The sequence below is a fragment of the Citrobacter sp. Cf118 genome (assembly GCF_030334095.1).
Lineage (GTDB): Bacteria > Pseudomonadota > Gammaproteobacteria > Enterobacterales > Enterobacteriaceae > Citrobacter > Citrobacter freundii.
Window position 1 is genome coordinate 18,728 of sequence record NZ_JAOWES010000065.1, and the last position, 14,895, is coordinate 33,622.

The 14,895-nt window shown below is 51.4% G+C and carries 11 protein-coding genes; 2 read left to right on the forward strand and 9 right to left on the reverse strand.

Annotation, left to right across the window (positions count from 1 at the left end; translation table 11 throughout):
- The first annotated feature begins 697 nt into the window (after nucleotides 1-697).
- Together OGX67_RS07090 and OGX67_RS07095 are read left to right on the forward strand one after the other, a co-directional pair.
- On the forward strand, nucleotides 698-1,003 hold the full coding sequence (locus OGX67_RS07090; RefSeq protein ID WP_003033102.1) for a PTS sugar transporter subunit IIB: 306 nt from the start codon (nucleotides 698-700) through the stop codon (nucleotides 1,001-1,003).
- A gap of 4 nt (nucleotides 1,004-1,007) precedes the next feature.
- Nucleotides 1,008-1,325 carry a PTS lactose/cellobiose transporter subunit IIA gene (locus OGX67_RS07095; RefSeq protein WP_071697002.1) on the forward strand — a complete coding sequence of 106 codons (318 nt, stop codon included), beginning with the start codon at nucleotides 1,008-1,010 and terminating at the stop codon, nucleotides 1,323-1,325.
- A 111-nt stretch (nucleotides 1,326-1,436) separates the two neighbouring features.
- Here OGX67_RS07095 and rpoC read toward each other — a convergent pair whose 3' ends face one another.
- From rpoC to tuf, 9 genes are all read right to left on the reverse strand, one after another.
- On the reverse strand, nucleotides 1,437-5,660 hold the full coding sequence (gene rpoC, locus OGX67_RS07100) for a DNA-directed RNA polymerase subunit beta' (protein WP_003033107.1): 4,224 nt from the start codon (nucleotides 5,658-5,660) through the stop codon (nucleotides 1,437-1,439).
- Nucleotides 5,661-5,736: 76 nt separating this feature from the next.
- The gene (rpoB, locus tag OGX67_RS07105; RefSeq protein ID WP_003033111.1) at nucleotides 5,737-9,765 is read right to left on the reverse strand and encodes a DNA-directed RNA polymerase subunit beta; all 4,029 of its coding nucleotides are present in this window, start codon (nucleotides 9,763-9,765) and stop codon (nucleotides 5,737-5,739) included.
- Nucleotides 9,766-10,085: 320 nt separating this feature from the next.
- Nucleotides 10,086-10,451 carry a 50S ribosomal protein L7/L12 gene (rplL, locus tag OGX67_RS07110; RefSeq protein ID WP_003033114.1) on the reverse strand — a complete coding sequence of 122 codons (366 nt, stop codon included), beginning with the start codon at nucleotides 10,449-10,451 and terminating at the stop codon, nucleotides 10,086-10,088.
- 66 nt (nucleotides 10,452-10,517) lie between these two features.
- Complete coding sequence (gene rplJ / locus OGX67_RS07115; RefSeq protein WP_001207203.1) at nucleotides 10,518-11,015, reverse strand: 50S ribosomal protein L10; 498 nt, start codon at nucleotides 11,013-11,015, stop codon at nucleotides 10,518-10,520.
- 414 nt (nucleotides 11,016-11,429) lie between these two features.
- Entirely contained in the window at nucleotides 11,430-12,137 is a 708-nt protein-coding gene (gene rplA, locus OGX67_RS07120; protein ID WP_003033119.1) for a 50S ribosomal protein L1, read from the reverse strand.
- A gap of 3 nt (nucleotides 12,138-12,140) precedes the next feature.
- Complete coding sequence (gene rplK, locus OGX67_RS07125) at nucleotides 12,141-12,569, reverse strand: 50S ribosomal protein L11 (protein ID WP_003033122.1); 429 nt, start codon at nucleotides 12,567-12,569, stop codon at nucleotides 12,141-12,143.
- A gap of 154 nt (nucleotides 12,570-12,723) precedes the next feature.
- A complete protein-coding gene (gene nusG / locus OGX67_RS07130) occupies nucleotides 12,724-13,269 on the reverse strand; it encodes a transcription termination/antitermination protein NusG (RefSeq protein ID WP_003033125.1) in 546 nt (181 codons plus the stop codon).
- A 1-nt stretch (nucleotide 13,270) separates the two neighbouring features.
- On the reverse strand, nucleotides 13,271-13,654 hold the full coding sequence (gene secE, locus OGX67_RS07135) for a preprotein translocase subunit SecE (protein ID WP_003033128.1): 384 nt from the start codon (nucleotides 13,652-13,654) through the stop codon (nucleotides 13,271-13,273).
- A gap of 230 nt (nucleotides 13,655-13,884) precedes the next feature.
- Nucleotides 13,885-14,895: elongation factor Tu (gene tuf, locus OGX67_RS07140; RefSeq protein ID WP_127674166.1), on the reverse strand; the 1,011-nt coding region annotated here is incomplete at its 5' end.

Here is a 14,895-nt window from a genome sequence, read left to right on the forward strand (position 1 = left end):
TACTTTAAAATGTACACGTTTACTACAGATAATATTGGATATTGATACTAACTAAAGCTTTCCTCTATTTACCGTTAAACACATTCCACCCGCTTGATAATAGAACTCAAGGCTGGTGACCTAAACAAGTACACTTCCCCTCGCGACATATATTCTTTGATGCGTTGCCTTATTTCCCTCGTGATAACTAAAAAGCAGAAATCACGAACAATTACTATTAAATCATGGCGTTACATCGTCGCGTTTTACTGATTTTTTGCGATTAGATATATCAACTACGTGGCCTGAAAGCATTGTCGAGGTGAAAAAATAGCGTTTTCAGCATCGACTATCCCATACAAAAATACTTCGTGGCCTTTATCGCAAACCCCAATCAAGCTCTACTAACACTTACTACGTTAACAGCAAACTACAATTTCTCCGCTGTTAAGTATTAACATACGGGTTTAAAAAACGCTGTCAATACTGTTTTTTATAACATGTCTTTATTGACAGTAATTATATATTCCAGCATGTGATAAGCGAGTCAAAAAGCCGCTGGTCCCGGTCCAGATCGCAGGGTTTGGCCTCTTTTTGTAACCGGTTTCAGAAAAAGTGGCTTTCTTTGTGATGCCTTGCACACAATCGTTGCAAAGCAGTTGTTGCTATAGCTGGCTCGCGATAATTATCAACTCACACATGTTGATCGAGACTGCTTATGAAAAACATCGTTTTATGCTGTGCCGCCGGAATGTCCACCAGCATGCTGGTGCAAAGGATGAAAGATGCCGCCCAGAAAAAAGGCGTCGACGTCACTATCAAAGCCGTCCCGGTGGCCGAGTTTGAAGAGAATATCGCTACAGCGGATATCGTTTTGCTCGGTCCACAGGTTAAGTATGAACAGGCCAAGCTACAGGCGATCGCCGACCCACTAGGCAAAAAGGTCGCCGTTATCGACATGATGGATTACGGCATGATGAAAGGCGATGCGGTACTGGACAAGGCGCTGAAACTACTGGAGTGATGGTATGGAAGAGTTAGAAACGATCATCATGGAGTTATTGGTAAACGCTGGCGCTGCACGCAGCCAGGCCCTGACGGCATTGCAACTGGCGCGTAAAGGTGATTTCTCCGGTGCAGAACAAGCGATGACGGAATCACGCGAGTACGTTAAACAAGCGCATAAAATCCAGACCCAGCTGATCGGAATTGACGAAGGAACCGGCAAGCTACCGGTTAATCTCATCACCGTCCATTCGCAGGATCACCTGATGAACGCGATGGTGATTCAGGATTTGGCGGGAGATATGATTGAGCTTTATCGGCGGTTACCGCCGGTATATTAATGACACTGCCGGATGGCTTCGTAGCCTCGTAGACCTGATAAGCGTCATCAGAAATAAACCTGGACATAAAAAAACCCGCCGAAGCGGGTTTTTTATTATGGTCGGCAACGATTAATCGTTGTCAGAACCGCCCAGGCCTGCGTTCAGCAGTTCTGCCAGGCTGGCAGACGCATCTTCAGCAGTCACCTGCGGTGCAGCTGGCAGTTCGCCCGCTGCGCGACGGCGCATACGATCCTGGTGGTACGCGTAACCGGTACCTGCCGGGATCAGACGACCCACGATTACGTTCTCTTTCAGACCGCGCAGTTCATCACGTTTACCTGCAACAGCGGCTTCGGTCAGGACACGCGTGGTTTCCTGGAACGATGCTGCAGAGATGAAGGACTCGGTTGCCAGAGACGCTTTGGTGATACCCAGCAGATCGCGGGAGAACGTTGCACCCACTTTGCCGTTCGCTTCCAGCTCGCGGTTAGCGATCTTGACGCGGGAGTATTCAACCTGCTCGCCTTCCAGGAAGTCGGAGCTACCAGCGCTTTCGATGGTGGCTTTACGCAGCATCTGACGAACGATAACTTCGATGTGTTTATCGTTAATCTTAACACCCTGCAGACGGTATACGTCCTGAACTTCGTTAACAATGTAACGAGTTACAGCATGCACACCACGCAGACGCAGGATGTCGTGCGGCGCTTCCGGACCGTCGGAAACCACGTCACCACGTTCTACACGTTCACCTTCGAACACGTTGAGCTGACGCCATTTCGGGATCATCTCTTCGTACGGCTCGCTACCGTCTACCGGGGTGATAACCAGACGACGTTTACCTTTGGTTTCTTTACCGAAGGAAATGATACCGCTGATTTCAGCCAGGATTGCCGGCTCTTTCGGACGACGTGCTTCGAACAGGTCAGCAACGCGCGGCAGACCACCGGTGATATCCTTGGTACCGCCGGATTCCTGCGGAACACGGGCCAGGGTGTCACCAGAACTGATCTGTACGCCATCTTCCAACTGAACAATCGCTTTACCCGGCAGGAAGTACTGAGCAGGCATATCGGTGCCTGGGATCAGAACGTCGTTGCCCTGAGCATCAACAATTTTCAGTGCCGGACGCAGGTCTTTACCACCCGCAGTACGCTCTGCAGAATCCAGAACCACCAGAGAAGACAGACCGGTCAGCTCGTCGGTCTGACGAGTAATGGTCTGGCCGTCGATCATGTCAGTGAAGCGGACAAAACCACTCACTTCGGTGATAACCGGCATGGTGTGCGGATCCCAGTTTGCTACGGTTTCGCCGCCAGCAACCTGTTCGCCATCACCTTTCGCCATAACGGAGCCGTAAGGCACTTTATAGCTTTCTTTGGTACGGCCGAATTCGTCGATCAGTTTCAGTTCGGTGTTACGTGAGGTGATAACCAGTTTACCGCTGGAGTTCACAACCGACTTCGCGTTGCTCAGACGGATGCTACCTTTGTTTTTCACCTGGATGCTGGATTCAGCAGCCGCACGAGATGCCGCACCACCGATGTGGAACGTACGCATCGTCAGCTGTGTACCCGGTTCACCGATGGACTGTGCCGCGATAACGCCGATTGCTTCACCTTTGTTGATGATGTGGCCACGCGCCAGGTCACGACCGTAGCAGTGCGCACATACACCAAAGTCGGTGTCACAAGATACAACAGAACGGACTTTGACGGAGTCAACGGAGTTCTCTTCCAGCAGGTCACACCACTGTTCGTGCAGCAGCGTGTTGCGTGGAACCAGAATATCCGCCGTACCCGGCTTCAGAACGTCTTCAGCAGTTACACGACCCAGAACGCGATCGCGCAGCGGCTCTTTAACATCACCACCCTCGATAACCGGGGTCATGGTGATGCCTTCCAGAGTGCCGCAATCGTCTTCAGTAACAACCAGGTCCTGCGCAACGTCGACCAGACGACGAGTCAGATAACCGGAGTTCGCTGTTTTCAGTGCGGTATCCGCCAGACCTTTACGCGCACCGTGAGTAGAGATGAAGTACTGGAGTACGTTCAGACCTTCACGGAAGTTCGCGGTGATTGGCGTTTCGATGATGGAGCCATCTGGCTTCGCCATCAGACCACGCATACCGGCCAGCTGACGAATCTGTGCCGCAGAACCACGCGCACCGGAGTCGGCCATCATGTAGATGCTGTTGAAGGAAACCTGCTGCTCTTCTACGCCGTCACGGTTAATAACGGTTTCGGTTTGCAGGTTATCCATCATCGCTTTGGATACACGATCGTTTGCCGCAGCCCAGATATCGATAACTTTGTTATAGCGTTCGCCCGCGGTTACCAGACCGGACTGGAACTGCTCCTGGATCTCAGCAACTTCAGCTTCCGCTTCAGAGATGATCTCGTGTTTCTTCTCTGGGATGACCATGTCATCAATACCAACAGATGCACCTGAACGCGCTGCATAAGCAAAGCCGGTGTACATTGTCTGGTCAGCGAAGATAACGGTCGGCTTCAGGCCCAGAATGCGGTAACAGGTGTTCAGCATTTTGGAGATAGCTTTCTTGCCCAGCGCCTGGTTGACGATGGAGAAAGGCAGACCTTTCGGTACGATCATCCACAGAATGGCGCGACCAACGGTCGTGTCTTTCAGACTGGTGTGCGCAACGAATTCGCCGTTTTCATCTTTTTCGTATTCAGTGATACGCACTTTAACGCGCGCATGCAGAGAGGCCAGACCTGCGCGATAGATACGCTCAGCTTCTTTCGGGCCAGTCAGCACCATGCCTTCGCCTTTGGCGTTAACACAGTCACGGGTCATGTAGTACAGACCCAATACAACGTCCTGAGACGGAACGATGATAGGTTCGCCGTTCGCCGGAGACAGGATGTTGTTGGTAGACATCATCAGCGCACGCGCTTCGAGCTGGGCTTCCAGCGTCAGCGGTACGTGAACAGCCATCTGGTCACCATCGAAGTCGGCGTTATATGCCGCACAAACCAGCGGGTGAAGCTGGATAGCTTTACCTTCGATCAGTACCGGTTCAAATGCCTGGATACCCAGACGGTGCAGTGTTGGTGCACGGTTCAGCAGTACCGGGTGTTCGCGGATAACTTCGTCCAGGATATCCCAAACGACAGCTTCTTCACGCTCAACCATTTTCTTAGCGGCTTTGATGGTGGTGGCCAGGCCACGCAGTTCCAGCTTGCCGTAGATGAACGGTTTGAACAGTTCCAGTGCCATTTTCTTCGGCAGGCCGCACTGATGCAGACGCAGGTATGGACCTACGGTGATAACAGAACGACCGGAGTAGTCAACACGCTTACCGAGCAAGTTCTGACGGAAACGACCCTGCTTACCTTTGATCATGTCGGCCAAAGATTTCAGAGGACGTTTGTTAGAACCGGTGATAGCACGACCGCGACGACCGTTATCCAGCAGGGCGTCAACCGCTTCCTGCAGCATACGTTTTTCGTTGCGTACGATGATGTCCGGCGCAGCCAGATCCAGCAGACGCTTCAGACGGTTGTTACGGTTGATAACGCGACGATACAGATCGTTCAGATCCGACGTTGCGAAACGACCACCATCCAGCGGAACCAGCGGACGCAGATCTGGCGGCAGAACCGGCAGAACGGTCAGGATCATCCACTCTGGCTTGTTGCCAGACTGTACGAAGGCTTCCAGCAGTTTGATACGCTTGGTCAGCTTCTTACGCTTGGTTTCGGAGTTGGTTTCGTTCAGCTCTTCGCGCAGAGTTTCACACTCTTGCTCCAGATCCATGCTCTTCAGCAGGGCCTGGATTGCTTCCGCACCCATCTTCGCGTCAAATTCGTCACCGAACTCTTCCAGCGCGTCCAGATACTGCTCTTCAGTCAGGATCTGTTGACGTTCCAGGTTAGTCATACCGCCTTCGATAACCACATAAGATTCGAAGTACAGTACGCGTTCGATATCACGCAGCGGCATATCAAGCAGCAAACCGATACGGGACGGCAGAGATTTCAGGAACCAGATGTGAGCAGTCGGAGACGCCAGCTCGATGTGGCCCATACGCTCACGGCGTACTTTAGTCTGGGTCACTTCAACGCCGCACTTCTCACAGATCACACCACGGTGTTTCAGGCGCTTGTACTTACCGCACAGGCACTCGTAGTCTTTTACCGGCCCAAAGATACGGGCGCAGAAAAGGCCGTCACGTTCAGGTTTGAACGTACGGTAGTTGATGGTTTCCGGCTTCTTAACTTCACCGAAAGACCATGAACGGATCATGTCTGGCGAGGCCAGAGCAATTTTGATCGCATCAAACTCTTCGGTTTTAGTCTGCGCTTTCAGAAACTTTAATAAATCTTTCACGGATTTGCTCCCGTCGGAGTTAGCACAATCTGGCGCTGGCTGTTACGCCAGCACCAGTGACCTGTTTGATCGAGAGTTACTCGTCTTCCAGCTCGATGTTGATACCCAGCGAACGAATCTCTTTCAACAGTACGTTGAAGGATTCCGGCATGCCTGGTTCCATCTGATGGTTGCCGTCCACGATGTTTTTATACATCTTAGTACGACCGTTCACGTCATCAGACTTAACGGTGAGCATTTCCTGCAGGGTGTATGCTGCGCCATATGCTTCCAGCGCCCACACTTCCATCTCCCCGAAGCGCTGACCACCGAACTGCGCCTTACCACCCAGCGGCTGCTGAGTAACCAGGCTGTAAGAACCGGTAGAACGCGCATGCATCTTGTCATCAACCAGGTGGTTCAGTTTCAGCATGTACATGTAGCCAACGGTAACCTGGCGCTCGAACTGCTCACCGGTACGACCGTCGAACAGTGTGATCTGACCGGAAGTCGGCAGGCCACCCAGCTGTAACAGTTCCTTGATTTCAGACTCTTTCGCACCGTCGAATACCGGCGTTGCGATCGGCATACCTTTTTTCAGGTTTTCAGCCAGACGCAGAACTTCTTCATCACTGAAGGTATTCAGGTCAACTTTCTGACGAACATCTGAACCCAGATCGTAAGCACGCTGGATGAATTCGCGCAGTTTCGCGACTTCCTGTTGCTGTTTCAGCATGGCGTTGATCTTATCGCCGATACCTTTTGCAGCCATACCCAGGTGGGTTTCAAGGATCTGACCGATGTTCATACGCGATGGTACGCCCAGCGGGTTCAGTACGATATCTACCGGCGTACCGTTAGCATCGTGTGGCATATCTTCGATCGGGTTGATCTTAGAGATTACACCCTTGTTACCGTGACGACCTGCCATCTTATCACCAGGCTGGATCCGACGTTTAACCGCCAGATAAACCTTAACAATCTTCAGCACGCCCGGTGCCAGATCATCGCCCTGAGTGATTTTACGGCGCTTCGCTTCGAGTTTTTTCTCGAATTCGTGTTTCAGTTCGTCGTACTGCTCAGCCAGTTGTTCCAGCTGATTCTGTTTTTCTTCGTCGGTCAGGCCGAGTTCTAACCAGCGGTCACGCGGCAGTTTGTCGAGCTTCTCAGCTTCAACACCACCAGAAACCAGCACAGCGTAGATACGGCTGAACAGGCCAGCTTCGAGGATCTGCAGTTCTTCAGACAGGTCTTTTTTCGCCTGCTTCAGCTGCATCTCTTCGATTTCCAGCGCACGTTTGTCTTTTTCTACGCCATCGCGAGTAAAGACCTGAACGTCGATAATCGTACCGGAAACACCGTTTGGCACGCGCAGAGAAGAGTCTTTAACGTCAGACGCTTTCTCACCGAAGATCGCACGCAGCAACTTCTCTTCTGGCGTCAGCTGGGTTTCACCTTTCGGCGTTACCTTACCAACCAGAATGTCACCACCGGTCACTTCCGCACCGATATAAACGATACCGGATTCATCCAGTTTGGAGAGTGCAGCTTCACCCACGTTAGGGATGTCAGCGGTGATCTCTTCTGGCCCCAGCTTGGTGTCACGGGACACACATGCCAGTTCCTGAATGTGGATGGTGGTGAAACGGTCTTCCTGGACAACACGCTCGGATACGAGGATGGAGTCTTCGAAGTTATAACCATTCCATGGCATGAATGCCACGCGCATGTTCTGGCCCAGCGCCAGTTCACCGAGGTCGGTGGACGGACCATCTGCCAGCACATCACCACGTTCAACCGGCTCGCCCAGAGATACGCAAGGCATCTGGTTGATACAGGTGTTCTGGTTAGAACGGGTGTATTTGGTCAGGTTATAAATGTCGATACCTGCTTCGCCCGGGTACATCTCGTCTTCGTTAACTTTGATAACGATACGGGAAGCATCCACGTACTGAACAGTACCGCCACGTTTAGCAACTGCAGTAACACCGGAGTCAACGGCAACAGCACGTTCCATACCGGTACCAACCAGCGGCTTATCAGCGCGCAGAGTCGGAACCGCCTGACGTTGCATGTTCGCACCCATCAATGCACGGTTGGCGTCATCGTGTTCCAGGAACGGGATCAGGGACGCACCGACGGATACCACCTGCTGAGTGGATACGTCCATGTAGTCAACCTGATCACGGCTGAACAAGCTGGATTCGCCTTTGCTACGGCAGGTAACCAGATCTTCTACAAAGTGGCCTTCGTCATCCAGGTTGGAGTTCGCCTGAGCGATAACGTAGTTGCCTTCTTCGATAGCAGACAGGTAATGAATTTCGTCAGTTACAACACCGTCGGTCACTTTACGGTACGGAGTCTCGAGGAAGCCGTATTCGTTAGTCTGTGCATACACGGACAGGGAGTTGATCAGACCGATGTTCGGACCTTCAGGCGTTTCGATTGGACATACGCGACCGTAGTGAGTCGGGTGTACGTCTCGAACTTCAAAGCCTGCGCGTTCACGTGTCAGACCGCCTGGGCCGAGTGCAGAGATACGACGTTTGTGCGTAATCTCAGACAGCGGGTTGTTCTGGTCCATAAACTGAGACAGCTGGCTGGAACCAAAGAACTCTTTCACTGCTGCAGAAATCGGCTTGGCGTTGATCATATCCTGAGGCATCAGGGTATCCAGATCGCCCAGAGACAGACGCTCTTTCACCGCACGCTCAACACGTACCAGGCCAACGCGGAACTGGTTTTCCGCCATTTCGCCTACGGAACGGATACGACGGTTGCCGAGGTGGTCGATATCATCGACTTCGCCTTTACCGTTACGGATATCGATGAGCTTCTTCATCACTTCGATGATGTCGTCTTTGCTCAGGATACCGGAACCTTCGATTTCGTCGCGCAGCAGAGAACGGTTGAACTTCATACGACCGACCGCAGACAGGTCATAGCGGTCTTCGGAGAAGAACAGGTTCTCGAACAGGCTTTCAGCAGCTTCACGAGTCGGCGGCTCACCAGGGCGCATCATGCGGTAGATTTCTACCAGCGCGCTCAGACGATCGTTGGTTGGGTCGACGCGTACAGTTTCAGAAATGTACGGACCGTGGTCCAGATCGTTAGTGAACAGCGTTTCGATACGCTTGTGACCAGACTGGCTCAGCTTAGCCAGCAGATCCAGGCTCAGCTCCATGTTAGCTGCGCAGATCAGCTCGCCAGTAGATTCGTCAACGTAGTCTTTAGCCGCAACTTTACCAGCAATGTATTCAACCGGAACTTCGATATGTTTGATATCGTCTTTTTCCAGTTGGCGAATGTGGCGCGCAGTGATGCGACGGCCTTTTTCGACGTAGACTTTGCCGTTAGCTTCAATGTCAAAGGAGGCGGTTTCACCACGCAGGCGTTCCGGCACCAGTTCCATCTGCAGCTTGTTGTCGCGAATTTCGAAAACAACTTTTTCAAAGAACAGGTCAAGGATCTGCTCAGTGGTGTAGTTCAGTGCACGCAGAATAATGGTCGCAGGCAGTTTACGGCGACGGTCAATACGTACGAACAGGTTGTCCTTCGGATCGAATTCGAAGTCCAGCCAGGAACCACGGTAAGGGATGATGCGCGCGTTATACAGCACTTTACCCGAAGAGTGGGTTTTACCTTTGTCGGAGTCAAAGAAGACGCCAGGACTACGGTGCAGCTGAGAAACGATAACACGCTCAGTACCATTGATTACAAAGGTACCGTTGTCAGTCATGAGCGGAATTTCGCCCATGTAGACTTCTTGTTCTTTAATGTCTTTTACGGTGCCTTCCGGCGCTTCGCGCTCGTAGATCACCAGACGCAGTTTTACGCGCAGCGGTGCGGAATAGGTCACGCCACGGATCTGACATTCCTGAACGTCAAACACCGGTTCGCCAAGGCGGTAGCTGACGTATTGCAGCTCGGAATTACCGCTGTAGCTCTGAATCGGGAAAACGGAACGGAAAGCTGCTTCCAGACCATACTGCCCTTCAGGATCTTGCTCGATGAACTTCTGAAACGAGTCAAGCTGGATAGAAAGGAGATAAGGTATGTCCAACACTTGTGGACGTTTACCAAAATCCTTACGAATACGTTTTTTCTCGGTATAGGAGTAAACCATTAGGGTTCCTCAGCTCGCTGACAAGTCGACCCATCTGTCCGACGAAGGGACAGTTTGTGCAACACTATTTTGTTGACCGGAAAATCGAATACTTTCCGCAATGCCTGTTGCTATCACGCTTAAACCATTTCATTGCGATTTACACAGAACTGATGCTCTGTCGCAGTATATTAAGACGTCGATAGAAACAAGCATTGAAAGGCACAGCAGTAGTCAAACAGTGTGAAATGCTACTGGCGCCTTACAGCGCAAAAAGGCTGGTGACTAAAAAGTCACCAGCCATCAGCCTAATTTCTTAGGCTGCAACCAGAAAAGTTGGCTTATTTAACTTCAACTTCAGCGCCAGCTTCTTCCAGAGATTTTTTCAGTGCTTCTGCGTCGTCTTTGCTGATGCCTTCTTTCAGGGCAGCCGGAGCAGATTCTACCAGGTCTTTAGCTTCTTTCAGACCCAGGCCAGTTGCGCCACGTACTGCTTTGATAACAGCAACTTTGTTAGCGCCAGCAGCTTTCAGAATTACGTCGAATTCAGTTTTTTCTTCAGCAGCTTCAGCCGGGCCAGCAGCTACAGCTACAGCAGCAGCAGCGGAAACACCGAATTTTTCTTCCATTGCAGAGATCAGTTCTACAACGTCCATTACGGACATAGCGGATACTGCTTCAATGATTTGATCTTTAGTGATAGACATTTAAATTGTTCCTGAAAATCAGAATAAGTTTATACGTAAGCAGATGCTTGAGAAAAATAACTGCGATTAAGCAGCTTCTTTCGCATCGCGTACAGCAGCCAGAGTACGAACCAGTTTGCCAGCCGAAGCTTCTTTCATGGTTGCCATCAGGCGTGCAATTGCTTCTTCGTAGGTCGGCAGAGTTGCCAGGCGATCGATTTGCGATGCCGGGATCAATTCACCTTCAAAGGCTGCGGCTTTGACCTCAAATTTTGCATTCGCTTTCGCGAACTCTTTGAACAGACGAGCAGCAGCGCCCGGGTGTTCCATAGAGTATGCAATCAGGGTCGGACCAACAAACGTGTCTTTCAGGCACTCGAACTGAGTACCTTCAACGACGCGGCGCAGCAGGGTGTTACGAACAACACGCATGTATACGCCAGCTTCACGACCTGCTTTACGCAGTTCAGTCATTTTATCTACAGTTACGCCACGGGAATCCGCAACTACTGCAGACAGCGCGCCTTTGGCTACTTCGCTGACTTCAGCAACAATCGCTTGTTTGTCTTGAAGATTTAAAGCCATTAGCTTTGCTCCTGGATGTTTGCCGGAACTCATGTTCCGGAACTCACTTCACTCTCCCCAACGGAGAGAGCGTCTAAATACGGTGAGCAGAAACAAGCCAGAGTATCAGAAATAATCTTAGCGTTCTGTCACCGTCTACGCAGGGCATTAAGTTTCTTACGAAACACCTGCGGTCTTCGACGGAGGCCTGGATAGGCCAGGCTCCAACGAACAAATCTTGTCTATCTGTCGCTATTCAATCTATGCCGGCGTTGACTGCCTTCGTTCACACCAGTCACATAGTTAACTATGCTCCTGGCGATTCACTCAGTTGTCGCCTTGCCACAGCCTGAATATCTCGGATATACGTCTGCAATTAGCAGAAACGTGGGGGTAAGATTGTAGACAAAATCACCGCCCACGTAAAGGCGAATATTAGTTCGCCACAGTCGCAGTCAGACCGGACTGATCAACGGCAACACCAGCACCCATGGTGGTGGAGATGCTAACTTTCTTGATGTACACGCCTTTAGCCTGAGTCGGTTTCGCTTTTTTCAGCGCAACCAGCAGAGATTCCAGGTTTTCTTTCAGTTTGTCAGCGTCAAAATCCACTTTACCGATGGTGGTATGGATGATGCCGTTTTTGTCGTTACGGTAACGAACCTGACCTGCTTTAGCGTTCTTAACCGCTTCAGCAACGTTAGGGGTTACAGTACCAACTTTCGGGTTTGGCATCAGGCCGCGCGGGCCCAGAACCTGGCCCAGCTGGCCAACAACGCGCATTGCATCCGGGGAAGCAATAACAACGTCAAAGTTCATTTCGCCTTTCTTGATCTGGTCAGCCAGATCTTCCATACCTACCAGCTCAGCGCCTGCAGCTTTAGCAGCTTCAGCGTTTGCGCCCTGGGCAAATACGGCTACGCGAACGGAACGGCCAGTACCGTGCGGCAGTACAGTTGCACCACGTACGTTCTGGTCAGATTTACGAGCATCGATGCCGAGGTTAACGGCAACGTCTACGCTTTCTACGAATTTAGCAGTGGCCAGCTCTTTCAGCAGAGCAATAGCTTCGTTGATGTCGTACTGTTTAGTTGCATCAACTTTGTCACGGATCACGCGCATACGCTTGGTCAGTTTAGCCATTTCTTAGTCCTCCACTACCAGACCCATGGAACGTGCAGTACCTTCAATGGAGCGAGTCATCGCTTCAATGTCGGAACCAGTCATGTCGGCAGCTTTGGTCTGCGCGATTTCCTGCAGCTGAGCGCGGGAAATTTTACCCACTTTGTCTTTGTTCGGCTTACCGGAACCAGACTTGATACCAGCCGCTTTCTTCAGCAGAACTGCTGCCGGAGGCGTTTTGGTAACGAAAGTGAAAGAACGGTCAGCGTAAACGGTGATAACAACCGGGATCGGCAGACCTTTTTCCATGGAATCAGTTTTTGCGTTGAACGCTTTGCAGAATTCCATGATGTTCACGCCTTGTTGACCCAGTGCTGGACCTACCGGCGGACTCGGGTTAGCCATACCAGCTGCAACTTGCAGCTTGACGTAGGCCTGGACTTTCTTAGCCATTCTAAATTCCTCTAGTTGGGTTATAGCGCCTCAAGGAGGCTCCCCGTGATTAAATTCGTTTTACGGACAGGGTCCATAAAAACAAAAGGCGCGAAATTGTATTCCAATCTCGCGCCTTGTGCAACGATTAAATCGCCGCTTTTTTGATCGCTGTTTAGGCTTTTTCTACCTGGGCAAAGTCCAGTTCTACCGGGGTCGCACGACCAAAGATAGAAACAGAGACTTTCAGGCGGGACTTCTCGTAGTCCACTTCTTCAACCACGCCGTTAAAGTCAGCAAACGGACCGTCACTAACGCGAACCATTTCACCTGGCTCAAACATCGTTTTCGGACGCGGTTTATCACCAACCTGCTGCAGACGGTTCATGATCGCATCAACTTCTTTGTCGCTGATCGGCGCCGGACGGTCAGATGTACCACCGATAAAGCCCATCACACGCGGCACGCTACGCACCAGGTGCCAGCTTGCGTCATTCATCACCATCTGGACCAGTACATAGCCCGGGAAGAATTTACGTTCGCTCTTGCGACGCTGGCCACCACGGATTTCGACCACTTCTTCGGTCGGCACCATGACTTCGCCAAACAGCTCTTCCATATTTTGTAACTTGATATATTCGCGCAGCGACGTGGCTACGCGGCCTTCAAAACCGGAAAACGCCTGAACGACGTACCAGCGCTTTTTAGGGGCTTCAGACATCTTAGAACCTCAGGCCAGTGATAAAGGATACCAGGCGAACCAGAATACCATCCAGTCCCCACAGGATCAGTGACATTACTGCGGTAACCGCAGCCACAATTAATGTGGTGTGCAATGTTTCCTGGCGAGTTGGCCAAATGACCTTACGGACTTCGGTTCTCGCTTCACGGGCAAAAGCAACGGTCGCTTTACCTTTTGTTGTCAACAGCGCGACACCACCCGCTGCGGCAATCAGAATCACTACGGCCAGCGCACGCAGCGGCAGCATCATGTCACGATAGAGGTAGTTGCCAACGATAGCTACAAGCAGCAATACAGCGACAACAACCCACTTCATCGCTTCCAGGCCGCGCCCGCTTCCTTGAGCTTCGGTATTCGCACTCATAAACCAACCTGTCAGAAGTATTCTACAAACATTTTCACCCCGCGTAAGCGAGGCGATCCAAACCGAAATGCTCTGGTGCGTTTCGGACTAAACGCCCTCTTCAGAGCCTGTCTCAGCAATAATTATGACAAAAAAAATCACTGATGAGCCAGGTTCTGGTGTGAAAGCGTGCAAAAAGGGCATCAAATGATGCCCTTTTATTGCGCATTGCGTCAAATGTTATTCGGCAATTAGCTCATTACTTTGGCAACAACGCCCGCACCAACAGTACGGCCGCCTTCACGGATTGCGAAACGCAGACCGTCGTCCATCGCGATTGGGTGGATCAGGGTAACAACCATTTTGATGTTGTCGCCCGGCATTACCATCTCTACGCCTTCCGGCAGTTCGATGGTACCAGTCACGTCAGTAGTACGGAAGTAGAACTGCGGACGGTAGCCTTTGAAGAACGGAGTATGACGGCCGCCTTCGTCTTTGGACAGAATGTACACTTCAGATTCGAACTTGGTGTGCGGCTTGATAGAGCCCGGCTTAGCCAGTACCTGACCACGTTCGATTTCTTCACGTTTGATACCACGCAGCAGAACACCAACGTTCTCACCAGCACGGCCTTCGTCCAGCAGTTTGCGGAACATTTCAACGCCAGTACAGGTAGACTTAGCAGTCTCTTTGATACCAACGATTTCAACTTCTTCACCAACTTTGATGATACCGCGCTCTACACGACCGGTAACAACGGTACCACGACCGGAGATGGAGAATACGTCTTCGATAGGCAGCAGGAACGGCTTGTCAATCGCACGCTCTGGTTCTGGGATGTAAGAATCCAGGAAGCCAGCCAGTTCGATGATTTTCGCTTCCCACTCTGCTTCGCCTTCCAGCGCTTTCAGAGCAGAACCACGAACGATCGGAGTGTCGTCGCCCGGGAAATCGTACTGAGACAGAAGTTCACGAACTTCCATTTCTACCAGTTCCAGCAGCTCTTCGTCATCAACCATGTCGCATTTGTTCAGGAACACGATGATGTACGGAACGCCTACCTGACGACCCAGCAGGATGTGCTCACGAGTCTGCGGCATCGGGCCGTCAGTCGCAGCAACAACCAGGATCGCGCCGTCCATCTGCGCAGCACCGGTGATCATGTTTTTAACATAGTCGGCGTGGCCCGGGCAGTCTACGTGTGCGTAGTGGCGAGTCGGGGTGTCATATTCAACGTGAGAAGTGTTGATGGTGATACCACG

Coding starts and splice junctions, on each gene's coding strand:
- OGX67_RS07090 (WP_003033102.1), top strand. CDS start 698: ATGAAAAACATCGTTTTATGCTGTGCCGCCGGAATGTCCACCAGCATG.
- rplL (WP_003033114.1), bottom strand. CDS start 10,451: ATGTCTATCACTAAAGATCAAATCATTGAAGCAGTATCCGCTATGTCC.
- OGX67_RS07095 (WP_071697002.1), top strand. CDS start 1,008: ATGGAAGAGTTAGAAACGATCATCATGGAGTTATTGGTAAACGCTGGC.
- secE (WP_003033128.1), bottom strand. CDS start 13,654: ATGAGTGCGAATACCGAAGCTCAAGGAAGCGGGCGCGGCCTGGAAGCG.
- rplJ (WP_001207203.1), bottom strand. CDS start 11,015: ATGGCTTTAAATCTTCAAGACAAACAAGCGATTGTTGCTGAAGTCAGC.
- rpoB (WP_003033111.1), bottom strand. CDS start 9,765: ATGGTTTACTCCTATACCGAGAAAAAACGTATTCGTAAGGATTTTGGT.
- rplK (WP_003033122.1), bottom strand. CDS start 12,569: ATGGCTAAGAAAGTCCAGGCCTACGTCAAGCTGCAAGTTGCAGCTGGT.
- rplA (WP_003033119.1), bottom strand. CDS start 12,137: ATGGCTAAACTGACCAAGCGTATGCGCGTGATCCGTGACAAAGTTGAT.
- nusG (WP_003033125.1), bottom strand. CDS start 13,269: ATGTCTGAAGCCCCTAAAAAGCGCTGGTACGTCGTTCAGGCGTTTTCC.